This window comes from uncultured Maricaulis sp., assembly GCF_947259345.1.
Taxonomy (GTDB): domain Bacteria; phylum Pseudomonadota; class Alphaproteobacteria; order Caulobacterales; family Maricaulaceae; genus Maricaulis.
In genome coordinates, this window is record NZ_CAMYLS010000033.1 from 160546 (window position 1) to 182830 (window position 22285).

Consider the following 22285-nt stretch of genomic DNA (forward strand, 5'->3'; position numbering starts at 1 on the left):
CGGCGTCATGGGGTGACGCTGCTAACATAGGCCGAGCGGGGGCCGATCAGTGGAGGCAGGATGTCTGTCCTGAAATCCGTCGCTACAGCCTGCGTACTTGCTGTGGCCACACATGCGTCCAGCCTGGGTCAGTCACTGATCCGGGACACGGAGATCGAGCACATGCTGCGCGATTATGCCGACCCCGTTCTCGATGCCGCCGGCCTGCAACCCGCAGATGTCGATCTTTATATCGTCGCGGACCCGACGCTGAACGCCTTTGTCACCGGCGGCCAGAACATTTTCCTGCACACCGGAATCATTCTGGAATCCGAGACACCGAACCAGCTGATTGGCGTCATAGCGCACGAGGCCGGACATATTTCCGGCGCCCATCTGGCACGCGTCGGAGATGGCATCACGGCCGCACAGGCGCCGATGTTCGTCAGCCTCGGGCTCGGCGTGCTCGCGGCGCTCGCCGGTGAAGGCGGTGCGGCGGGTGCGCTGCTGGCCTCCTCACAACAGTTCGGCGCGCTCTCCTTCATGACGTATAGCCGCGCCCAGGAAGCCTCGGCCGACCAGGCCGGACTGCAATTCCTCGAAGCCAGCGGACAATCGGCCGAAGGCCTGGTGCAATTCTTCGAACGCTTTCGCTACCAGGAAGTGATGTCAAATGCGCGGCGCTACCCATATTTCCGCTCCCATCCCCTGTCTTCGGAACGCATCGCCAATCTGCGCGGCGGCGCTACCGAGTCACCCTATTACGAGACCGAAGACAGCGCCGAGGAAATGGCTCGTCTGGCCCGTATCCAGGCCAAGATTTATGGCTTCCTCGCGGAGCCGGAATTTGTCTTCTACCGCTATCCCGAGAGCGACCAATCGCTGCCGGCGCGGTATGCGCGAGCTGTCGCCTATTATCATGACGCCCGCCTCGATCGTGCGCTCGAAGAGATTTTAAGCCTGCTCGAGGAAGAACCCGAAAACCCCTATTTCCATGAGCTACACGGGCAGATGCTGTTCGAGAGCGGTCATGCTGCCGACGCGATTGCGCCGCACCGGGAAGCCGTTGAACTGGAACCCACCGCGCCCCTGCTTCGGGTCAATCTCGCCATCGCGATGATCGCGACCGAGGATGTCGCCTATCAGGAGGAAGCCGCGCAGCACTTGCGGGTCGCGCTTGATATCGAGCCGGACAATGGCTTTGCCTGGTACCAGCTCTCGATCATCCATGAGCGCAATGGCGATACCGCCCTCGCCCAACTGGCGATTGCGGAACAATCCTATGCCGCGGGCAATCGCCCCCGCGCTCACCAGTTTGCTACGCGCGCCCGCGCCGAACTGGAGGTTGGCACACCAGCCTGGGTCCGGGCCACTGAGATCGAGGCCGTTTCTCTGCCGACCGCATCGGAACTGCGTCAGATTCGCCGCCAGCAACGTCGCAACTGAGCGGAGACGGGATGGCGCCTCCACCGGCTGATGACGGCGAGACCGGGCCGCCGCCGATCTCCGTTCAGGCGGTTGAAGGCTTCGATCAAGTGTCCCGCGAGGACTGGGACGCACTGGCCAACCCGGCCGATGCCGAGTTCGACCCCTTCCTGAGCTGGGACTTTCTGGAGGCGCTTGAGGCGAGCGGCTGTGTCGGTGAGGACGCAGGCTGGCTGCCGCGCCATCTGATCGCCACCGGGCCGAGCAACAAGCTGGTTGGCGCCCTCCCGCTCTACGCCAAAACTCATTCCATGGGCGAATATGTCTTCGATCATGCCTGGGCCAACGCCTATGAGCGCGCCGGCGGGCAATATTACCCCAAGCTACTGACCGCGGTTCCCTTTACGCCGGTCACCGGGCGCCGAATTTTCGCCGAAAGCCCCTCTTTGCGCCATGCGCTGGCACAAACGGCCTGCGAGCTGACCGAGCGATGGGGGTGTTCCGGCTGGCATGTCAATTTCCCGGACGCCGACACCGCGGCTGCGTTGAACGCGGCCGGGCTGCTTGACCGGGTCGACCGACAATTCATCTGGTCCAATCGGGGCTATGGGAATTATGACGCCTTCCTCGCCGATCTCAGCTCGCGCAAGCGCAAGGCCTTGCGCAAGGAGCGCGCGACCGCGCAGGACGGGATCGAGATCGAGCACCTGTCCGGCGACGCTCTGCGCCCCGAACATTGGGACGTGTTCTATGCCTGCTACCAGGAAACCGGCTCGCGCAAATGGGGCTATCCTTATCTCAATCGCGTCTTTTTCGATCTCATCCACCAACGCATGCCCGACCGCATCCTGCTGGTCATGGCGAAGAAGGAGGGCCGCTATATAGCCGCGGCGCTCAATTTCATCGGCTCGCACGCGCTCTATGGACGCTATTGGGGCAAGCTCGACGATCACCCCTATCTGCATTTCGAGCTCTGCTATCACCAAGCCATTGACGCCGCGATTGCACGCGGCCTGGATCGTGTCGAGGCGGGCGCCCAAGGCGACCACAAACTGGCCCGCGGCTACCGACCGCAAGAGGTCCGTTCGGCCCACTTCATCGCCGATCCGGGCTTTCGCGACGCGGTCGACCAATATCTTGATCAGGAGCGCGCCGCGGTACGCACAGAAATCCGCCTGCAGGACGCCGAGAGCCCGTTTCGACGGGATCAGGCATCGTGAGCAAGCGTGACACCTTTCCCCTTGGCGAGCCGAAGCCTCCGTTCTCGCCTGTACACTCCGCGCAGGCGGGTTTCCGGCGGAGGTCGCCGACTGGCATTTCATCTCCGTCAAGCCCGCGCTCAAGTTCGGCTATAACCGGCCGCGGGTTCTCGTTCCGCCGTCGTGCCAGTTGGAGGCCAGAGCCTGGTTGGAAAGCCTTGAGCCGGCGGACACCAGACCGATCTTCCCCTGCTCCGACTGCGGCGGAGAAACGCGTCGAGTTCGACGCATCGTGTTCACAGCGCTCGTGATCCTGCTGGGTACCTTCCACCCATTTTTCTCCACACGTCGGCGCTGCTGCACCTGTCGCAAGACGTTCCGAACGGAGCCTCCGGCGCCTTCTGGCGAAGCTGAGCTGGGCTATTCGCCGGTCGCGCCAATCCAGCTTCGCAGCCGGGTCGCCAGCCTTCAAACCGCCGGGCAAAAGGTCAACGACAGCGCATGACAAACCAGCCATCGCTGGACGGAACCGGGCGCGGCACGCTAGGCAGATCACTCAGCTCACACAAAGCGGAGTTCAAGCATGAGCCTCGACGGCACCTATGATCCGGACAATATCTTCGCCAGGATTCTCAAGGGGGAATTGCCCTGCGTGAAAGTGTATGAGGATGAGCATGTCCTGTCCTTCATGGACATTTTTCCGCAAGCGCCCGGACATGTGCTGGTCGTGCCGCGCGAGCCGGCGCGCAATGCCCTGGAAATGACAGATGGTGCGCTTCAGGCCGCCATTGTTCGGGTGAAACGGATCGCGCAGGCCGTGAAAACCGCTCTCGCCCCGGATGGCATTGTCCTCACGCAATTCAATGGCGCGCCAGCGGGTCAGACCGTCTTCCACGTCCACTTCCACATCATTCCGCGGACCGAGGGTGAAGCCCTGGGTGCGCATGGTGGCGGTCAGGCAGACATGGATGACCTCGCGGATCAGGCCGCGCGAATTGCCGCTGCGATCGAGATGCCTTGATCAGCTCTGCCGACCGGTATCAGCGCAATCGCCCTTCGAAGGTCAAATAAACCAGCAGGGCAATGATGGCGCCTTGCAGGGTGAAAGAGAAGAGTGCCCAGGCGTCGGCATCGACCATGTTGGAAAACAGGTTATTGCCACCCATGATGATCCAGTCAGCCCGGTCCAGCACAAACGACAGAATAAAGGCCGGCAGCGCCCAGCGGCGCCCGCCCAAGGTCAGGGCCAGCGCTACGCCATTCATGAGCACGTGCGAGAAGAAGAAAACTTCCTGCATCAACGTCAAACTCTGAACGAATGCCGCAGCGAGCAAGGGGTCGGGCCAAAGCCCCATCCGGGCGGTTATGTCATTGGCCGCCCAGAACAACCCGTACGCGACCTGCACCGATAACAGGCCGATCAGAATATAAAAGGGGGCGTCGCGACGGGGCATGATTCTTCCTGAAAGAGCCCGGACATAACTCCATGATTTGCCGTGATTGTCATCCGGCACACAGGTTTCAAGAGAGCTGGAGCTGAGATTTGAGCAGGTCGAGAAAGACCGATCCAAACGTTTCGAGCTTCTTGGGGCCAACGCCATTGACCGCAGCCATCTGCTCCAGGCTCTGCGGCCTGAGGTGCGCCATGTCGATCAGCGTCGCATCGGAAAAGACCACATAGGCCGGAACATTGCGCTCCGCCGCCAACTCCCGGCGCAGAGCCTTCAAAGCACTGAGCAGATCCGCATCCACCCCATCCGCCTCGGCGGCGATGCTCGCCTTGCTGCGCTTGGGCGTCGCGCTCGCGCGCGCCTTGATCTCACGGATCTCGACGGACTGCTCACCCTTCAGGACCACGCGGGCATCCGGGGTCAGCTTGAGAGCCCCGAACCCCTGAATGTCGATTTCCAGCAGGCCTGACGCCACACATTGGCGCACCAGCCCCTGCCAGAACGGCTTCGGTCGATCCGCGCCAACGCCCCAGGTGGGAAGGGTCTCATGCCCGCGCGCCCGAATCTTGTCGGTATCGGCGCCGCGCAGAACATCGATGACATGGGCTGCCCCGAACATCTCGCCGGTTCGGGCGATGGCGGAGAAGAGCATTTGCGCTTCGCGCGTGCCGTCGATCAGGGTCGGCGGATCAAGGCAGAGATCGCAATTGCCGCACGGCTCGCCGCCGCTTTCACCAAAATAGGCCAATAGGGAAAGGCGGCGGCAGCGCGTCGCCTCGCAATAGGACAGCAGACTGTCCAGTCGTTTGTGTTCGCGGCGTTTGTGATCGCCATCCTCGCCGTCCTGGTCGATGAATTGCCGGCGCATGCGGGCGTCACCGAGACCATAGAGCATCATCGCCTCGGCCGGTTTCCCGTCACGTCCGGCACGACCGATTTCCTGATAATAGGCTTCCATGGAGCCGGGCATGTGGAGGTGGAAGACATAGCGAATATCCGGCTTGTCGATGCCCATGCCAAAAGCGATCGTGGCGACCATCACGACCGCTTCCTCCGCCATGAAGCGTTCTTGGTTTTCCCGCCGTGTCTCGGGCGCCAGTCCGGCATGATAGGGCAGCGCCTTGAAGCCTCTCTCACGCAACAGGCCCGCGACTTCCTCGGTGGATTTGCGTGACAGGCAATAGACAATTCCGGACACGCCGCGGCGCGTCTCCAGGAACTCCATCAATTGCGGCTTCCACTTCTCCTTCGCCGCGACGGACAGCGTGAGATTGGGCCGGTCAAAACCGTGAACCACAATTTCGGCGTCCTCGCCGAAGAGCCTGGCCGCGATATCATCGCGGGTCGCGGCATCTGCTGTCGCGGTAAAGGCGGCCAGACGCGCCCGCGGAAAGCGCGTCTTGAGAAATGCGAGCTCTTCGTATTCCGGCCGGAAACTGGCCCCCCATTTGGAGATACAATGCGCTTCATCGACGACGAACATGGCTGGCTCGACGCCCTCCAGCGCCGCCAGCATGCGTCCCGTCATCAAACGCTCCGGCGACAGATACAAAAGCCGGAGCTCGCCAGATTGGACGCGCCGCCAATCCTCGACATTGGCGTCACGATCCCGGCCGGAATGAATGGCCGCAGCCGCGACACCATTGGCTCTCAACGCGGCGACCTGGTCATCCATGAGCGCTGTCAGCGGCGACACCACGATTGTCAGCCCATCCAGCAAAAGCGCCGGAACCTGATAACAGATCGACTTGCCGGCCCCGGTCGGCATAACACACAGGGTCGGCCGTCCAGCGAGAATATAATCGACGATATCAGCCTGCCCCGGGCGAAAGCCGGGAAAGCCGAAGGTCGTGCTCAAAATCTCTGCGGGGCTGAGCTTCTGCATGAAGGCGATCCGGGTTCACAAACCCCTGTTCTGAGCGACTTCGCGGTGAGTATCAATGCGCCGCACACAACGCCCCCGGCAAATCCCTTTCAGTGTCGCCCTCGTGTCGTGGTGTCGCAGCCTCGCAGTCGCTATTCTTCGAACCCGACAGCTTTGACCCGCAGCAATTCCGAGAACAGGCGCATGAGTTTGAAATCCCTACGGAAGGCCAAAGGTTGGTCACAGGCCGAGCTGGCCCGGATCAGTGATCTCAGCGAGCGTACTATTCAGCGCATCGAGAGTGGACGCCCGGCCAGCCTCGAGGCCCTGAAGGCCCTCGCCACGAGCTTCGATCTATCGATCGAAGATTTGCAAGCCCGCCTCAAGACCCCGGCAGCGCCCCCTCCAATGCGGCCAATCCGCAAGGGCGGGTCGCCGCTTGTCTGGCACGGACTGACAGCACTGGGCCTGATTATGACGGTCTTCGCGCTAGGGCAGCGTTTCGATGCTGACCCGCGACTGGCTGGCGGAACAGCCATGCTGGGTCTTGCCAGCTGGCTGCTTCATCTCGCCGTCAGTCTCCATCGCGCCGACCGGGGCTCGCAATAGACAATCCCTGGGCGCCGCATCGCCCTGCTTCGGTAATCGTCAAAGGGTCCGGCCAGCGCGCAGTTTGGTGCGCGGAGGGCGACTTGATCAGACCGGTTCCGTCGCCCGGTCGGCGAAGGGACGCGCGCCCTTGACCGCCAAATCATCACGCAAGGCGGCCATATCATCATCGATCACCGCCCGCCAACCGGGGCGCGCCAGCAGGCTTTCGCCCACCCGCAGCAAAGCCGGTCGGGACGCCAGATCGAGGCCGGCCAGGGGCGCCATCACCAGGAACCAGGCGAGATAGGCATCGGCCGCCGTGACCCATGCCCCGACCAGCCCGTCGCGGTCCGACATATGCTGCTCGAGTAGGTCGAGCCGCGACCCCGCCCGATCGCGGACAAAAGCCTTGTGGTAACCATCAACATCGCCGCGCAACAAAGGCCAAAGCAGACCCTTGTGAAGCTCCGTCGCACAGAATGCGGTCCAGCGCAGCAAGGTGAAGAAATCCGGGTCCGATATGACCGGCAGGCCCGGGCCATGAGCTTGCAGCCAGAGCAGGATCGCCGTGTTCTCGGTCAGCACTTGGCCGTCGAAGCACTCCAGGGTCGCCACAAGTCCGAGCGGGTTTATGGCGAACAGGCTGCCGCCACCTGCGAGCGACTTGGTGAAAACATCGGCGCGGGCAATCTCCAATGGGATACCGAACTCCGCCGCGGCCAGGCGACAGGCGGTCGAGCAGGCCATCGGATAGTGATAGAGGCGATGGGTCATCGGGCTATTCCGAGAACATGGGGGCTCGAGCGATCAACCCGTCGAAGCCAAAGGTGTTGATCAGGAAATGAATGCGACAGCCAGGCCGGGCATCGGCTTCAGCTTGCAAAACCGGCGCGATCTCGCGCTTCATGTGAAGCCGCGGATGCTTGTGGCAAACCGCTTCGATCTGATCCGCGTGCAAGACATCGAGCCCGAGTCCCGCAACATCGCCGCCAGATCCGGCCCGCATCAATTCAGCCTCCCGACCGTGGCGTGACTCGATCTCGACGTTGAGATGCAGCGTGATGGCCTGGGCCATCAGCCGGGCACGCGCACCGGGCCAGTCATGTTTGGCAGCGAGCTCCTCCGCCATGCGGGCACCCGGCAGAGTGAAGCAGCGCATCGACTGCCCTCGCAGACCGAAACGCTCCGTCAGTCCGAGATCATGAAGCATCATGCCGGTGAACAGGACTTCCTCGTCCAGAGGGCCGCTGCCGTCGTCGAGCAGCCGAGCCCAGAACCAGGACCGCATGCAATGATTGAACAAAAACGGCTCACTGACCGCCTCGCACAAGGCCATGGCCTCCCGCGCGATGGCGCTGTCGGGCGGCAGGATGTCATCGACCTCCATATGACGAAAGCGGATATTGTTCCGCAGGCGTTTTCGCTTGGCCGCCCGCGCCCGGACACCCTGGCCAATCAGTCTGAGCCGGTCGCCCAGTCCAAGCTTGCCATGCGTGGCTTCCATCCAATCAAGTGTGCCTGTCTTGGCCATGTTGCGGCGCTCCTGTCGCTTCCGAACCAGGATCCCGCAATGCGCGCTTGGCTGAAACGACAATAACCGACTATATTTTGCCAATGTCAGAGCCGCAGACCATCCATTTCGCGACTTTTGCCGGCGCCGAGCTGCTGGATGTGGCTGGCCCTGCTGCGGTTTTCACCGCCGCCAACCAGGTCGCCGGAGCCTGCCTCTACAGGGTGGATGTCGTGGCGCTCTCAGCTGGGCCCGTCAGCCATGATGGTGGTCTGGCCCTCGCGGCCCGACCATTGGACGCCCTGAACGCGGGCCGCGAAGACACGCTGCTGGTCGTGGGCGGGTATGAGAATGCGCTCCGCTCGGCCCTGAAGAATGCGGAGCTGCTGCGTGCCCTTCGCCAGGCGGCGTCGAACTGCGGACGGATCGGCTCGGTCTGCAGCGGCACATTTCTCCTCGCCGCCGCAAGCGTCATCACCAATCAACGCGTCGCGACACACTGGCGCGGCTGCGCCGAGCTGGCCGAGCGATTCCCTGCCCTCACCGTCGACCCGGATGCGCTCTATGTGCGCGACGGACGGTTCTGGACGTCCGCGGGTGTCGCAACCGGGATCGACCTGGCGCTCGCCATGATCCAGGCTGATCACGGGCGTGCGCTGAAAACCCGGGTCGCCCGCGAACTCGTCGTCTATGCCCACCGGCCGGGCCACCAGTCGCAATTTTCCGACGTGCTCGACGCCCAGTCACGCGCCGATGACCGCTATAGCAATCTGATCGACTGGTTGTTGCAGCGCCTCGACCAGCCCGTGAAGATCGCCGATATGGCCGAGTATTGCGGACAGTCCGAGCGAACCTTTCATCGTCGCTTCAGCGAGACGACGGGGATTCCGCCTTCGCGCTATGTCGAGATATTACGCATGAATTATGGCCGCGACCTGCTGGAGGCCGGCACCCCGGTCAAACAGGCCGCAGGTCGTTGCGGGTTCCGCTCGGAGGCGGCTTTTCGGACGGCCTTCCGTCAGCATTTTGGTGTTTCGCCGGGTCAGCATGCCCGGATGCAAGCAACCTAGTACTGCAGATTTGGTGACCACATCATCATCCAGGCACCGAACAAACCCAGTGCCGTGATGCCGCAGCAGACGACGATCAATCCGGCCACGCCCAGCTTGAATGAGACGGAACGGCTGTCGCGGGCCTTCTGGTAGATTTCCAGGACGACAAGCGGCACGAGGAAGGCCAGATACGGGACGAGAATGTCGGTCGGGCCATCCATGGTCCGGTGCATCCCGGCCCCACCGGTGGCGATGGCCCAGGCCATGTAGGCCACACGGATAAACCAGACGCCGCTGACCACGACGAAGAGGCGCATGGCCCAGCGGCGATGCAAATCAATACGCCGCGCCATGGCATGGCGCAGCGTGAAAGTCGCGGCGATCAGGATCAGGAGACCGTCAATCGTCGTGCCAAGCGCGGCCCAGTCGTTTGCGCGGGTTCCGCGCACCCAGATCAGAAGAATACCGCCGACCGCCAGGAAGACGGCGACCGAGATATAGGCGCGGCCGATCCAGCGATGGAAGGCCGGAAACTTGCGCCTGATCACGGGCAGAAGCTGGATCACGCCCGCCGCACTGACGAAGGCCGCGAGAAGGACGTGCGAGATGAAACCAAGATTGCCGAGCGCGTCATTCTGAACATAGCCCTCCAACAGGCCGGTCTCATTCCAGCGCTCGAAATTGCCGCCCAGTGTTCGCGGGACGTAGGCGCCGAGGATGTAGGAGACGAACATCCACTGGCCAATCGCGGCAATGATGAACCAGAGGACCCCGCTCCCCTGAAGGAGTTTTTGCGGAGAGATGCCCCGTCGCCGAGCTGGCGCGGCAAATGTGTCAGACATGGTCGAACCCTTTTCACAGTCCAGAAAGCTGGCGCAACGGGCGCCGCTTCGACCTCTCCACCACGCAGGGTTGGGCGCGTCTTGCCGATTTGAAAATCGGCGACAATCCAGTTGAATAAAAATCTCAGCCAGGTTGATCCTGGCCCAAAATGTGCGACACCCTTCTTACGCGCGGGGGCGCGAAAGGACAGGAGGCGCATCGGATGCTCGACATTGCGAACGCCATCAAGCTCATCGTCGGTGCGGGCGGGATCGCCTCGATCCTTTACATTCTCTCACTGCGCCAACGCAGCGGGCTACAGATCGCCTGGGCGGTCTTCTGCGCCGGGCTGGCTGCCGTGATGATCCGCGACGTCTATGGCGATGCGACCGGCGCCCTCACCCCGGCACTGGCGATTGCCGGCTGCGCCAGCTGCAGCTGTTTCTGGCTGGTCTCACGCGGCCTGTTTCGACCGGATGTCGGCTTTGGCTGGCCGCATGCCCTGCTGGTCGGCGGCATTTTCAGCCCCGCCATTCTCAATCAGTCGCTGATCGCCCTGTCAGCAGAGCGCGTGATCGGACAGTCGGCGCTGGACGGAACACTGGCAGCATCGAGCAGCTTCCAGCTCATGCTCTCCTCGACCGTTCTCGTTCTCGCGTTCTGGGAAGGCCTGCGGGGCTGGAAACAGGCTGAGTCGCCGACCAACCGCCGGCTGCGGATCGGCTTTCTGGCGGCCTATGGCCTGTGTGTCAGCATCTGCGTGGCACTGCTGGATCATGGCGATACCACGCGCTTCAGCGAGTCCAGTATCGCGCTCCTGCAGGCAATCTGCGGCGCTTCGATCTTCTTCGTGGCCGGTTTCGGCGTGATCTGGCGGACACGTCACCCCATCCTGGCACCGACCCACCACAGCGCAGCAGAACCTGTCCCGGCGACCGATGACGAACGCGCACTTGGGACGTGGGTCCGCAAACAGGTCGAGCGGGACGCGCTCTATCTCGACCCGGACCTCAAGGTCGCGAGCCTCGCCCGACGCCTGCGCGAACCGGATTACCGGATCAGCCGGGCGATTACCGCCGGACTGGGCGAGCGCAATTTCAACCGCTTCGTCAATCGCTACCGGATTGATCACGCCAAAGCGCGCCTGCACGATCCGTCTTGCCGCGACATGAGCATCCTGAATATCGCGCTCGACAGCGGCTTCGCCTCGATTGGCCCCTTCAACCGGGCCTTCAAGGAAAGCGAAGGAATGACACCGCGCCAATACCGCCTCGAGACCGGAAGTGCTGGCGAAGTTTCCGCTCTGCACAACGTCGCGGCAGAATAACCAACTCGCGCACGCCGGTCAGCGGCGGCCTCCACTCCACGAAAAACGGCGCCCCGCGGGGCGCCGTTTCTCGTTTGGATCGAAGGTGTATGAGGATCAGACCTCTTCCTTCTTGTCCTTTTTCTTCGCATTGCGCGGCAGAAGCCGATCGCCGGGCGTGATGTGGAAGTCGAGGCGATCACTGTCCGCTTCGTCCACATCGACCTTGACCAGGCCACCCTTCTTGAGCTCACCAAACAGGATCTGGTCAGCCAGCGGCTTCTTGATGTGCTCCTGGATAACGCGGGCCAGCGGACGGGCGCCGAAGCGGCTGTCATAGCCACGCTCGGCCAACCACGCGGTCGCATCGGGCGTCAGTTCGAAGGTCACGCCGCGATCGATGAGCTGGGCTTCCAGCTGCAGCACGAATTTCTCGACCACCCGGCCGATGGAATCCGGCGACAGCGGCGCGAAGGGAATGACCGCATCCAGACGGTTGCGGAATTCCGGGGTGAAGAGGCGTTCGACCGCCTTGTCCGCCTCGTCCGTTTTCTTGCCGCGACCAAAGCCGATCGATTCCTTTTGCGCGTCGGAGGCGCCCGCATTGGTCGTCATCACCAGGATGACATTGCGGAAATCGACCTTCTTGCCATTGGTGTCGGTCAGCGTGCCATTGTCCATCACCTGCAGGAGGATGTTGAACAGGTCCGGATGCGCCTTCTCGATCTCGTCGAGCAGCAGCACAGAGTGCGGATGCTGGTCGACGCCATCGGTCAGCAACCCACCCTGGTCGAACCCGACATAGCCCGGAGGCGCGCCGATCAGACGGGAGACCGCGTGACGCTCCATGTATTCCGACATGTCGAAACGCTGCAGCTCGATGCCCATCGTATCGGCCAGCTGCTTGGTCACCTCGGTCTTGCCGACGCCGGTGGGGCCGGAGAAGAGATAGCAGCCGATCGGCTTGTTCGGCTCGCGCAGGCCGGCTCGCGACAGTTTGATGGCCGTAGCCAGCTGGTCGATCGCGTCGTCCTGCCCGAAGACGGTGTGCTTCAGATCGGTCTCGAGATTCTTGAGTGATTGCTCATCATCCTTGGAAACAGTCTTCGGCGGGATGCGGGCCATGGTGGCGACAACACCCTCGACTTCTTTCACGCCAATCGTCTTCTTGCGCTTGGACACCGGCTGGAGACGCATTTGCGCCCCGGCCTCGTCGATCACATCGATCGCCTTGTCGGGCAGTTTGCGGTCGCCCATGTAGCGCGATGACAGCTCGACCGCCGACTTCAGTGCATCATTGGTGAAGCGCACATCGTGGAAGTCCTCGAAATAGGTCTTGAGGCCTTGCAGGATCTTGATGGCGTCCGGCACGGACGGCTCGGCGACATCGATCTTCTGAAAGCGACGAACCAGGGCCCGGTCCTTCTCGAAATGCTGACGGTATTCCTTGTAGGTTGTCGATCCCATACAGCGAAGACTGCCCGATTGCAGGGCCGGCTTCAGCAGGTTGGACGCGTCCATCGCGCCACCCGACGTCGCGCCGGCACCGATCACGGTGTGGATCTCGTCGATGAAGAGGACGGCATTGTCCTTGTCCTCAAGCTCCTTGACGACCTGTTTCACGCGCTCCTCAAAATCACCGCGATAGCGGGTTCCGGCGAGCAATGAGCCCATGTCGAGCGAGTAGATGGTCGCCCCGGCCAACACGTCGGGAACCTGGTCCTCAATGATCTTGCGGGCAATGCCTTCGGCGATGGCCGTCTTGCCAACGCCCGGATCGCCAACCAGCAGCGGATTGTTCTTGCGGCGACGGCACAATACCTGGACGCAGCGTTCAACTTCCGCATCGCGGCCGATCAGCGGGTCGACCTCACCCTTCCGCGCCTTCTCGTTGAGGTTGACGGTATAGGCTGTCAGAGCATCGCCATCCTTTTGCGGCTCTTCAGCCTGCTCGGTGCCCCGCACGGCGCGTTCTTCGGTCGCGCCCGGCTTGCGGCCAATCCCGTGCGAGATGAAATTCACCGCGTCGTAGCGGGTCATGTCGCGCTCGGCGAGAAAATAGGCTGCGTGGCTTTCACGCTCGGCGAACAGAGCCACCAAAACATTGGCTCCCGTGACTTCCTCACGCCCCGCATTCTGAACGTGGATCACGGCACGCTGGATGACGCGCTGGAAACCAGCCGTTGGCTTGGCGTCCTCCTCGTCATCAACGACGAGCTCGGTCAATTCATTGTCGACATATTCGGTAAGGGTCGCTCGCAATTCGTCGAGGTCGACGTCGCAGGCTTTCATCACCGCCGCGCCGTCCTGATCATCCACAAGAGCAAGAAGGAGATGCTCCAGGGTGGCAAATTCATGCCCACGCTCATTGGCGTAGCCCAGAGCGCGGTGCAGGCTGTCTTCGAGATCTGAAGAGAATGAGGGCACCACTCTATTCCTTTTCCATTGTGCACTGCAGCGGGTGTTGGGCCCGCCGTGCGGCGTCCATGACCTGGGCTACCTTTGTTTCGGCAACCTCATACGTATACACGCCACACATCCCGACACCGTTCTGATGTACATGCAGCATGATTCTCGCTGCATCCTCGGGAGACTTTCGGAAAATTCGGACGAGAATCTCGACCACAAATTCCATCGGCGTGTAGTCATCATTGAGTAGCAAAACACGGTAAAGCGAAGGTTTCTTTGTTGCCGGACGGGTCTTTGTCGCGAGGCCAGTTTCCTCTTCTACGCCCGTATCATCATGTTTTCGTTCGGTCATATTTTAAACGTGCTCGAATATTACTTCGCTACTCATCGGGACAGATAGGAATCCGCACCGGACTTGGAAAGGGACGGGCCACAGCACCGACCGAACACAAGAATAACACGCCCGGAAAATTCTTGCTTCCCGTTTCACCGCGATGGGCCTAAAAAGGCGCACCCTGTCTTCGGATGGGGCCGCCGAAACGGCTCCGTATCAATCACGGGCCCGGTCGGGGAGGACACCAGCGTTTCGCATGCAGCCGGAAAACCGGCGCCGGAATGCAAACGGCCACAAGGCCACCCCGCCTCAACGAGGCGAAGCCGACAAAAAAAGGGCCCGGTGACAGATCACCGGGCCCAGTCGGGGAGGAAAATTCTGAATTCCTGTCAGATCACACGGGCTCAGCGCTGAGCTTGTGCGAGCTCCATGGCGGCCGCGACGCGATCGTTGAGCGGTTTCACCGAATTCTTGACCAGGTCGGAGAAGAGTTCCGAATTCTTGTTGACCTCAGCGAGATAGTTTTCCATCGCCGATTTGGTGAACTCGGACTGGATCTCGAAGATCTCCTGAACCGATTTCGCGGTCGCGAACTTCTTGGTCGCGGCGACGCTGTCTTCCATGGCCGACTTGGCGTAGGTGACGGCGTTGGCGTTGGCGGTCTCGAAACCCTTGCCGGCCAGGGTCGCGGAGGCGATCATGGCTTCGACGGTTTCTTTCTGGAAATTGCTGGCCTCGGTAACCGATTTCAGCGTCTTCTCGAAACCTTCCTTGAGCGCTTCATTGCTCGCGGCGGTCATGCTCTCAATGGTATCATTCATGGCAAAGCTCTTTGCGGTGCGGGCAGCAGGTTTGGCTTTCGGGGCCGGCTTCGCTGCCTTGGGGGCGGGTTTGGACGGTGCGGCTTTCGCTTTGGCCGTCGACTTCTTGGGCGTGGCCTTCTTGGCCTTCGTCGTAGCTTTCGACTTGGCCGGGCCGGACTTGGCAGGCGCCTTCACCGGCGCCGATGTCGGCGACACAATTCGCGGTGCGCTCGGGGCGGTCGCTTTGGCAGCGGCCGCTTTCGGTTCGGTGGAGGTTTTGTCGACGTCGCTCATAACAGGGCACTGTCCGGTTGCTAAACTTGCTGCAAATGCTCTTCGCAGTCGCAATATAGATACCACAGATACCCTCGGGGTCAAGGGAATTATTGTGCACTGCACAAAATATAAATGACGACGCCGCCGAGGCCTTAACCTGCTGGCAATGAGCGACCGGCAGGCTACCTTCATGATCAAGACAGCCTGCATCCTTCTCCTCTCCCTCGGTTTCGCGCTCAGCGGGGTCAGCGCGCCTGCCCAGGCGAACAATTCGCGCTATGCCGCCTTTGTGGTGGAGGAGAATACCGGCGTGGTCCTTCATTCGCGTCGATCAGAAGCCGAGCGCTATCCGGCTTCACTGACCAAGATGATGACCCTTTACATGCTGTTTGAAGCCATCGAGACCGGCGAAATCGGCCTCCACGACCAGATTCGGGTTTCAGCCAATGCAGCCAATGCCAGCCCGTCGCGTCTCGGGCTGAGAGCCGGCCAGACCATCTCGGCCGAGAATGCAATCCGCGCCCTCGTTGTGAAAAGCGCCAATGATGTCGCGGTTGCGGTTGGCGAGCGACTCGGTGGTGGTGAGGCCCGCTTCGGTGAGCTGATGACAACGCGCGCCAGCGAGCTCGGCCTGACCGACACGACCTTCCGCAACGCTTCCGGCCTGCCCAATTCACGCCAGACCACAACGGCCCGCGACATGGCACGCCTGGCCGTCGCCCTGCATCGCGACTATCCGGACTATTTCGACTATTTCAACGAAGAGAGCTTCACCTGGAATGGTCGGACTTATCGCAATCACAATACCCTCGTCGGGCGCGTGCGGGGTGTGGACGGCCTCAAGACCGGATATATCCGCGCTTCGGGTTTCAATGTCGTCGTTTCGGCCGAGCGTGGCGATCACCGCCTGATCACCGTCATCATGGGCGGCCCCACAGCCGCAGCCCGCGACGCCCATGCCGAGGAACTCATTGAGGCGGCCTTTGCGACGCTCGAGCAGCGCCAGGACACGCGCCTGTTTGCCGCCCTCTCCTCGCCACGCATCAACCCGGTCCGGCAGCAGGACCTGATAGCCCGCGATGTCGCCGCCCTGCATCTCGACGAGCCAACGGAAATGGGCTCCGCCAATCAACCGCCCGCGGTGCAGGTCGTTCTGGCCGACGAAGACGAAATGCACACCGAACCCCTGCCGTCGGCGACGGCTCCGCCGGCAAGGCAGTCAGAACCAAGCCTCATTCGCGGTGCCTGGTCTGTGCAGGTCGGCGCTTACAACAGCTCGAGCGCGGCCCATGACCGGCTTGCCGAAGTGGCGATCTTTTCCGGCGTTCTGGACACGGCCCAGCCGGCTGCGCGCGCTGTCGATATTAGCGGTGACCGCCTCTGGCGCGCGCGTTTCGAGGCGCTGACCGAGGATGAGGCACGACTCGCCTGCCGTGACCTGTCTGCCCGGGACCATCCCTGCTTCGCGGTGGCTCCGGGACGCTGATCGGCCCGGCGAAGCGCTCGCCATCTGCCCGAAATTCCTGCATGAAGCAGAGAGAGTGTGTGTCAGACTGGAATCCTCCGGTCGGTTGACACAACCTTTCGGCTCGAACACTTTCGCGCGCCTTGGCCGCTGCCCGGCGGTCCCTGCTACATGTCTGGAACCAAGCACCGATGAATGTTGTCGTCGTAGAATCCCCGGCCAAAGCCAAAACCATCAACAAGTATCTCGGGTCGGACTACACGGTTCTGGCGAGTTTCGGACATGTCCGGGATCTCCCTGCCAAGGACGGTTCGGTGAAGCCGGACGAGGATTTCGAGATGGCCTGGGAGGTCGACACGGCCTCGGCCAAACGGGTCAAGGCGATCGCCGATGCGGTTCGCGAATCCGACCGCCTCATCCTTGCCACTGACCCGGATCGCGAAGGTGAAGCGATTTCCTGGCACTTGCTGGAGGCGCTGCAAAAGCGCCGCGTCCTCAAGAATGTGACCGTCCAGCGTGTGGCCTTCAACGCCATTACCAAGCCGGCCATCCTGGAAGCGATGGCGCATCCGCGTGCGGTCGACATGGAATTGGTCAATGCCTATCTGGCCCGCCGCGCGCTGGACTATCTCGTCGGCTTTACGCTGTCGCCGGTCCTGTGGCGCAAGCTCCCGGGCTCGCGCTCGGCCGGTCGCGTCCAGTCCGTCGCCCTGCGCCTGATCTGCGACCGCGAACTGGATATCGAGAAATTCCGCGCCGAGGAGTATTGGTCGGTCGACGCCGAAATCACCGCCAATTCCGATCCCTTCCGCGCCAAGCTGGTCACGCTCGACGGCAAGAAGCTTCAGAAGCTGTCGATCAAGGACCGCGCCAGCGCCAATGCCGCCGTCGAGGCTATCAACGCGGCCGACCTGTCGATAACCGGTGTCGAAGCCAAGCCGGCCAAGCGCAATCCGCCGCCGCCCTTCACGACCTCGACGCTACAGCAAGAAGCGGCGCGCAAGCTGGGCTTCTCCGCCACCCGCACCATGCAGACGGCGCAAAAACTCTATGAAGGCGTGACGCTGGGCGGCGAGACCACGGGTCTGATTACCTATATGCGGACCGACGGCGTCTCGATGGCGCCGGAAGCCATCAGCCAGGCCCGGGATGTGATCGGCAAGGAGCATGGCTCGCTCTATGTTCCCGGCGCGCCGCGCATGTATTCCACCAAGGCCAAGAATGCCCAAGAGGCGCACGAGGCGATCCGCCCGACCAGCTTCTCGCGTCTGCCGGAGAAGCTGTCGCTGGATCCGGACATGGCCCGTCTCTATCAGCTGATCTGGCGCCGCGCCGTGGCCAGCCAGATGGAAAGCGCCCGTTTCGAGCGCACCACGGTCGATATTGCCACGCCCGACAGCAAGACCGCGCTGCGTGCCGTCGGTACGGTCCAGCTCTTCGACGGCTTCCTCGCCCTCTATCAGGAAGGCCGGGACGATGAAGAGGATGAGGGTGAGAACCGCCTGCCCAAGCTGAGCCAGGGCGCGAGCGCCAAGGTCGGCAAGACCTGGGCCGACCAGCACTTCACCCAGCCGCCGCCGCGTTTCACGGAAGCCTCGCTGGTCAAGCGGATGGAAGAGCTTGGTATTGGCCGTCCTTCGACCTATGCCTCGACGCTGCAAGTCCTGCGCGACCGCGACTATGTGCAGATGGACAAGAACCGTTTCCATCCGCTCGACAAGGGCCGTGTCGTCATAGCCTTCCTCGAGAATTTCTTCGCCCGCTATGTGGAGTATGATTTCACCGCGGCGCTGGAGACCCAGCTCGACAAGGTCTCGGCCGGCGAACTCGACTGGAAGCAGCTCCTGCGCGATTTCTGGACCGATTTCCGCGCGGCTGTGGACGAGATCGGCGAGCTGCGCATCACCAATGTGCTGGACGCGCTCAACGAGGCCCTGGCCCCGCATATTTTCCCGGACAAGGAAGACGGCAGTGATCCGCGCCTCTGCCCGTCCTGCGGTGAAGGCACGCTCAGCCTGCGCTTGGGCAAGTTTGGCGCCTTCCTGGGCTGTTCCAACCATCCCGATTGTTCCTTCACCCGCCAGATGAGCCCGCCAGGCGACGACGATGTCCAGGGCGACCGGGTGATCTGCGTCCATCCGGAAACCGGCAAGGATGTCGAACTCAAGAATGGTCGTTTCGGCTGGTATCTGCAGATGCAGCTTGATGGCGAGGACAAGCCCAAGCGCTCCTCCATTCCCAAGGGATGGGACGCCGCCACCCTGACCGAAGAGCAGGCGATCAAGCTGATCGATCTGCCGCGCACGGTCGGCGAACATCCCGATGACGGCCAACCAATCACGGCCAATATCGGTCGCTATGGCCCCTATGTTCATCACGACAAAACCTACGCCAATATCGGCTCGGTCGAGGATGTCTTCGAGATCGGCGTCAATCGCGCCATCTCGGTGATCGCCGACAAGCGCGCCAATGGCGGTCGCCGCGGCGGTTCGGCCTCGGCGCTGAAGGATCTGGGCGAGCATGACGGCAAGCCGGTCAAGATCATGTCCGGCCGCTATGGTCCCTATGTGAAGTACGAGAAGATCAACGCCACCCTGCCCAAGGATACCGACCCCGAGAGCGTGACCCTGGAACAGGCCATGGAATGGGTCGAGGCCAAGGCCGCCAAGGGCGGCAAGAAGAAGGCCCCGGCCAAGAAGAAAGCCCCCGCCAAGAAGAAGACCGCGGCGAAGAAGACCACTACGAAGAAAGCCCCGGCGAAAAAGCCCGCGGCCAAGAAGACGGCCGCCAGTAAAGCCAAGGCGGAGTAGCGCGCATGGCCGGCAAGACAGAGTTTGACGCCGGCCTCACCCGCGAGGCGGTTGTCGAAGCCGTCAAGCTGGGCGGCGGCGAGTTCACCAAGCGCGAACTGGCGCGGGCGCTCGCCCTGAAAGGCACGGACGCCAAGCGCGCGCTCAAGGATGCCCTTGCAGCGCTGGTCGAAGACGGCACGATCACGCGCTCCAACAGCAAGACCTATCGCCTGCCGGGCGCCCTGCCCGCTGTGAGCGTGGTCGAGATCAGCGGCCGCGACAATGACGGTGAATTGCTGGCCGAACCGGCCCGCCGTGATGGTGGTCCCATCCCGACCATTCGCCTGGCGCCCGGCGAAGGCGCGGGCGGCAAGGGCACGCCGGCGATAGGCGTTGGCGACAAGGCGCTGGTCCGACTGGCCCTGCAAGATGATGGCAGTTACGAAGCCCGACTGATCAAGAAGCTCGGCCAGAGCGCCCACAAGCTGCTCTGTGTCCTGCGCAAGCCGCAGTCCGGGCCCTTCCGTTTGCAACCGGTCGACCGGCGTTCACGGCATGAGCTGGTTCCCGCCAAGGGCGAGGCCGAGAAGGCGAAGGATGGCGAGCTCGTCCTGTGCCAGATCGCCCGCGAACGCCGTCATGGTCTCAAGACTGCGGAGATCGTCGAAGTGATCGGGGATGTCTCGGCCCCCGGTGCCGGCAGCCTCATCGCGCTGTACTCACACGGCGTCCCCCAGGGCTTCTCGGAAGCCGAATTGCGCGAGGCCGAGACGGCGCCCGTGGCCAAGCAGGGCCAGCGCGAGGATTTGCGCCCCCTGCCCCTGATCACGATCGACCCGGATGACGCCAAGGATCATGATGATGCGATATGGGCCCAGGCCGATGACGATCCCAAGAATCCTGGCGGCTGGCAGGTCATTGTCGCGATTGCCGATGTCGCGGCCTATGTGAAATCCGATGGCGCGCTGGATCGCGGCGCCTTCAAGCGCGGCAATTCGGTCTATCTACCCGACCGGGTCGTGCCGATGCTGCCGGAACGCCTGTCCAATGATCTCTGCTCGCTGCGCGAGAAGGAAGACCGGCCCTGCCTCGCTGTGCGCATGGTTTTCGACAAGGACGGCAATAAGCGCTCTCATCGCTTCCTGCGCGGCTGGATGCGCTCGGCCGCAAAACTCTCCTACACCCAGGCCCAGACCGCGATCGATGGCGGCGATGGCGGCCCCGCCAATGCGCTTCTGGACGCGGTCCTGAAACCGCTCTGGGGTGCCTATTTCGCCTGCCGCGAGGCCCGCAATCTCCGCGAGCCGCTGGAGATCGATGCACCGGAACGCCGGGTCCGTGTCGGCGAGGATGGCAAGGTGATCGGCGTGGAAACCCGCCAGCGCTTCGATGCCCACAAGCTGGTCGAAGAATTCATGATCCAGGCCAATGTCTGCGCCGCAGAGAGCCTCGAACAGAAAAATGCGCCGCTCATTTATCGCGTCCACGAACCACCCTCCCGCGAAAAGATCGACGCCCTGGCCGATTTCCTGCCAACGGTCGGTATGAAATGGGCGCGCGGCAATTCGGTCGAGACCGGGCGTTTCAATCAATTGCTCAAACAGGCCGTGACGTCCGAGCATTATGCGACGATCAATGAAGTGGTCCTGCGAAGCCAGTCCCAAGCAGTCTATGACACCGATAATCGCGGTCATTTCGGGCTTAATCTGCGTCGCTACGGACATTTCACCTCGCCGATCCGCCGTTATGCCGACCTCACCGTCCACCGGGCCCTGATCCGGGCACTCAATCTTGGCGATGACGGACAGACCGATGCCGAGCGCAGTCGTCTGACCGTGATCGCCGAGGACATCACCCATGCCGAGCGCCGCGCCATGGCCGCCGAGCGCGATGCGGTGGACCGCTTCATCGCCGCCTATCTGGCCGACAAGATCGGTGCCGAATTCCCCGGCCGGATTACCGGCGTGACCCGTTTTGGCTGTTTCGTCCGCCTCGACGAAACCGGCGCGGACGGGCTGGTCCCGATCTCCCGGCTCGGCGAGGAACGCTTCGAGCATGATGAGAGCGCCCATGCCCTGATCGGCTTGCAGACCGGCTCACGCTATCGGCTGGGAATGCCGGTCTTGGTCCGTATCGACGAGGCCCAACCGGTCACGGGCGGCTTGCTGCTCGACCTGCTGACCGAGCCGGAAAAGGGCGAAAAGCCCAAGGGTCGCCATCGCGGCCGGAGCGGCGGACCGCCCAATGGTCGCCGCTCGGGCAAGCCCTGGAAAAAGGGCCGCCGCCGGTGAGTGACGAGCTTCATCGCAAGGACGTCAAACCGATACGGCCTCGTCTCGCCGCGTCACTCATACTTACCCGCCGCGAGGGTAACCGGGTCGATGTGCTGATGGGGCGGCGCTCGTCCAAGCATGTCTTCATGCCCAACAAATATGTGTTTCCCGGCGGCCGGGTGGACCGGGCTGACAGCACGGCGCCGCTGGCCCGTGATCTCGATGGCCGCGTTCTCGACCTGATGGCACGTGCGCTAGATCCGCGTCGCGCCCGGGCAGCGGCCGCAGCGGCGATCCGCGAAACCGCCGAGGAAACCGGCCTGCTGATCGCCCGTGAAGCCCCGGTGCGCAGCCGTCACGCCAATTGGTCGCCCTTCCGGCAGGCCGGAGCGGCGCTCGACCTGGCCTCGCTCAAGCTCATCACGCGGGCCATCACCCCACCGGGTCGCACACGCCGCTTCGACACCTGGTTCTTCACCACCGATGCCTCGGCACTGCTCGATGACCGCGCGCCCCAGCCGAGCAGCGAGCTGGAGGATGTGCAATGGGTGCCGCTGGCCGAATCCCGCGATCTCGACCTTCCCATCGTCACCCATTTCGTATTGGATGAATTGAAGCGCGTCCTGCCCCCGGCACCGGAACATCCGCGCTGCATGCGCGCCGTACGCGGCAAGATGATTGTGGAGCCGATGTAGGCGAGGAAGACGACTGCGGCCATCCTCGCTATAGCTCAG

General features: G+C 62.6%; 19 protein-coding genes. 11 read left to right on the top strand and 8 right to left on the bottom strand.

What is annotated here, in order from left to right; translation table 11 throughout:
- Window positions 1-60 precede the first annotated feature (60 nt).
- From Q0X62_RS15240 to Q0X62_RS15250, 3 genes are all read left to right on the top strand, one after another.
- Entirely contained in the window at window positions 61-1425 is a 1365-nt protein-coding gene (locus tag Q0X62_RS15240; protein ID WP_297737810.1) for a M48 family metalloprotease, read from the top strand.
- Between the two features lie 11 nt (window positions 1426-1436).
- The gene (locus Q0X62_RS15245; RefSeq protein ID WP_297737813.1) at window positions 1437-2624 is read left to right on the top strand and encodes a GNAT family N-acetyltransferase; all 1188 of its coding nucleotides are present in this window, start codon (window positions 1437-1439) and stop codon (window positions 2622-2624) included.
- Between the two features lie 562 nt (window positions 2625-3186).
- Window positions 3187-3624, top strand: a complete 438-nt coding sequence (locus tag Q0X62_RS15250) for an HIT family protein (protein WP_297737815.1) — start codon at window positions 3187-3189, stop codon at window positions 3622-3624.
- A 19-nt stretch (window positions 3625-3643) separates the two neighbouring features.
- Here Q0X62_RS15250 and Q0X62_RS15255 read toward each other — a convergent pair whose 3' ends face one another.
- Together Q0X62_RS15255 and recQ are read right to left on the bottom strand one after the other, a co-directional pair.
- Entirely contained in the window at window positions 3644-4117 is a 474-nt protein-coding gene (locus tag Q0X62_RS15255; protein ID WP_297737818.1) for a hypothetical protein, read from the bottom strand.
- Between the two features lie 7 nt (window positions 4118-4124).
- Window positions 4125-5939, bottom strand: coding sequence for a DNA helicase RecQ (recQ, locus tag Q0X62_RS15260; protein ID WP_297737820.1), 1815 nt, complete (start codon window positions 5937-5939; stop codon window positions 4125-4127).
- 183 nt (window positions 5940-6122) lie between these two features.
- On the opposite strand from recQ, the gene Q0X62_RS15265 reads away from it, so the two are divergent.
- The gene (locus tag Q0X62_RS15265; RefSeq protein ID WP_297737824.1) at window positions 6123-6527 is read left to right on the top strand and encodes a helix-turn-helix transcriptional regulator; all 405 of its coding nucleotides are present in this window, start codon (window positions 6123-6125) and stop codon (window positions 6525-6527) included.
- Between the two features lie 87 nt (window positions 6528-6614).
- Here the strand turns inward: Q0X62_RS15265 and Q0X62_RS15270 are convergent, their stop codons facing one another.
- A complete protein-coding gene (locus Q0X62_RS15270) occupies window positions 6615-7283 on the bottom strand; it encodes a hypothetical protein (protein ID WP_297737827.1) in 669 nt (222 codons plus the stop codon).
- Between the two features lie 4 nt (window positions 7284-7287).
- Window positions 7288-8040 carry an HD domain-containing protein gene (locus Q0X62_RS15275; protein WP_297737830.1) on the bottom strand — a complete coding sequence of 251 codons (753 nt, stop codon included), beginning with the start codon at window positions 8038-8040 and terminating at the stop codon, window positions 7288-7290.
- A 47-nt stretch (window positions 8041-8087) separates the two neighbouring features.
- On the opposite strand from Q0X62_RS15275, the gene Q0X62_RS15280 reads away from it, so the two are divergent.
- Window positions 8088-9089: a helix-turn-helix domain-containing protein gene (locus tag Q0X62_RS15280; protein WP_297737833.1), complete on the top strand. Its 1002-nt coding sequence runs from the start codon at window positions 8088-8090 to the stop codon at window positions 9087-9089.
- Here the strand turns inward: Q0X62_RS15280 and Q0X62_RS15285 are convergent.
- On the bottom strand, window positions 9086-9913 hold the full coding sequence (locus Q0X62_RS15285; RefSeq protein WP_297737836.1) for a DUF2306 domain-containing protein: 828 nt from the start codon (window positions 9911-9913) through the stop codon (window positions 9086-9088). The genes Q0X62_RS15280 and Q0X62_RS15285 overlap by 4 nt on opposite strands.
- 203 nt (window positions 9914-10116) lie before the next feature.
- Between Q0X62_RS15285 and Q0X62_RS15290 the strand changes: the two genes are divergently transcribed.
- Window positions 10117-11220 (top strand): AraC family transcriptional regulator, encoded by a 1104-nt coding sequence (locus Q0X62_RS15290; protein ID WP_297737839.1) that lies wholly within the window; start codon window positions 10117-10119, stop codon window positions 11218-11220.
- A 96-nt stretch (window positions 11221-11316) separates the two neighbouring features.
- On the opposite strand, the gene clpA is transcribed toward Q0X62_RS15290, so the two are convergent.
- The 3 genes from clpA to phaP all read right to left on the bottom strand — a co-directional run bounded on the left by clpA (window position 11317) and on the right by phaP (window position 14763).
- Entirely contained in the window at window positions 11317-13626 is a 2310-nt protein-coding gene (gene clpA, locus Q0X62_RS15295; RefSeq protein WP_297737842.1) for an ATP-dependent Clp protease ATP-binding subunit ClpA, read from the bottom strand.
- A 4-nt stretch (window positions 13627-13630) separates the two neighbouring features.
- Window positions 13631-13960 (bottom strand): ATP-dependent Clp protease adapter ClpS, encoded by a 330-nt coding sequence (clpS, locus tag Q0X62_RS15300; protein ID WP_297737845.1) that lies wholly within the window; start codon window positions 13958-13960, stop codon window positions 13631-13633.
- A gap of 386 nt (window positions 13961-14346) precedes the next feature.
- Window positions 14347-14763, bottom strand: a complete 417-nt coding sequence (gene phaP / locus Q0X62_RS15305) for a phasin family protein (protein ID WP_297737847.1) — start codon at window positions 14761-14763, stop codon at window positions 14347-14349.
- On the opposite strand from phaP, the gene Q0X62_RS15310 reads away from it, so the two are divergent.
- The 5 genes from Q0X62_RS15310 (at window position 14762) to Q0X62_RS15330 (ending at window position 22246) form a co-directional block, all read left to right on the top strand.
- Complete coding sequence (locus tag Q0X62_RS15310; RefSeq protein WP_297737850.1) at window positions 14762-15157, top strand: hypothetical protein; 396 nt, start codon at window positions 14762-14764, stop codon at window positions 15155-15157. The two genes, phaP and Q0X62_RS15310, sit on opposite strands and share 2 nt — an antisense overlap.
- 54 nt (window positions 15158-15211) lie before the next feature.
- Window positions 15212-16507 (top strand): D-alanyl-D-alanine carboxypeptidase, encoded by a 1296-nt coding sequence (locus tag Q0X62_RS15315; RefSeq protein ID WP_297737852.1) that lies wholly within the window; start codon window positions 15212-15214, stop codon window positions 16505-16507.
- A gap of 170 nt (window positions 16508-16677) precedes the next feature.
- Window positions 16678-19296, top strand: a complete 2619-nt coding sequence (gene topA / locus Q0X62_RS15320) for a type I DNA topoisomerase (RefSeq protein WP_297737855.1) — start codon at window positions 16678-16680, stop codon at window positions 19294-19296.
- 5 nt (window positions 19297-19301) lie between these two features.
- Window positions 19302-21569 (top strand): ribonuclease R, encoded by a 2268-nt coding sequence (rnr, locus tag Q0X62_RS15325; protein WP_297737857.1) that lies wholly within the window; start codon window positions 19302-19304, stop codon window positions 21567-21569.
- Window positions 21566-22246, top strand: coding sequence for an NUDIX domain-containing protein (locus Q0X62_RS15330; RefSeq protein WP_297737860.1), 681 nt, complete (start codon window positions 21566-21568; stop codon window positions 22244-22246). Before rnr ends, Q0X62_RS15330 begins: the two co-directional genes overlap by 4 nt.
- Window positions 22247-22285: the final 39 nt, after the last annotated feature.

Excerpts from the sequence above, each read along its gene's own strand:
- Q0X62_RS15245 (WP_297737813.1), top strand. The coding sequence starts at position 1,437 with ATGGCGCCTCCACCGGCTGATGACGGCGAGACCGGGCCGCCGCCGATC.
- rnr (WP_297737857.1), top strand. The coding sequence starts at position 19,302 with ATGGCCGGCAAGACAGAGTTTGACGCCGGCCTCACCCGCGAGGCGGTT.
- clpS (WP_297737845.1), bottom strand. The coding sequence starts at position 13,960 with ATGACCGAACGAAAACATGATGATACGGGCGTAGAAGAGGAAACTGGC.
- phaP (WP_297737847.1), bottom strand. The coding sequence starts at position 14,763 with ATGAATGATACCATTGAGAGCATGACCGCCGCGAGCAATGAAGCGCTC.
- Q0X62_RS15275 (WP_297737830.1), bottom strand. The coding sequence starts at position 8,040 with ATGGCCAAGACAGGCACACTTGATTGGATGGAAGCCACGCATGGCAAG.
- Q0X62_RS15250 (WP_297737815.1), top strand. The coding sequence starts at position 3,187 with ATGAGCCTCGACGGCACCTATGATCCGGACAATATCTTCGCCAGGATT.
- Q0X62_RS15315 (WP_297737852.1), top strand. The coding sequence starts at position 15,212 with ATGATCAAGACAGCCTGCATCCTTCTCCTCTCCCTCGGTTTCGCGCTC.
- Q0X62_RS15240 (WP_297737810.1), top strand. The coding sequence starts at position 61 with ATGTCTGTCCTGAAATCCGTCGCTACAGCCTGCGTACTTGCTGTGGCC.
- topA (WP_297737855.1), top strand. The coding sequence starts at position 16,678 with ATGAATGTTGTCGTCGTAGAATCCCCGGCCAAAGCCAAAACCATCAAC.
- recQ (WP_297737820.1), bottom strand. The coding sequence starts at position 5,939 with ATGCAGAAGCTCAGCCCCGCAGAGATTTTGAGCACGACCTTCGGCTTT.
- Q0X62_RS15265 (WP_297737824.1), top strand. The coding sequence starts at position 6,123 with ATGAGTTTGAAATCCCTACGGAAGGCCAAAGGTTGGTCACAGGCCGAG.
- Q0X62_RS15285 (WP_297737836.1), bottom strand. The coding sequence starts at position 9,913 with ATGTCTGACACATTTGCCGCGCCAGCTCGGCGACGGGGCATCTCTCCG.
- Q0X62_RS15290 (WP_297737839.1), top strand. The coding sequence starts at position 10,117 with ATGCTCGACATTGCGAACGCCATCAAGCTCATCGTCGGTGCGGGCGGG.
- Q0X62_RS15310 (WP_297737850.1), top strand. The coding sequence starts at position 14,762 with ATGGCAAAGCTCTTTGCGGTGCGGGCAGCAGGTTTGGCTTTCGGGGCC.
- Q0X62_RS15270 (WP_297737827.1), bottom strand. The coding sequence starts at position 7,283 with ATGACCCATCGCCTCTATCACTATCCGATGGCCTGCTCGACCGCCTGT.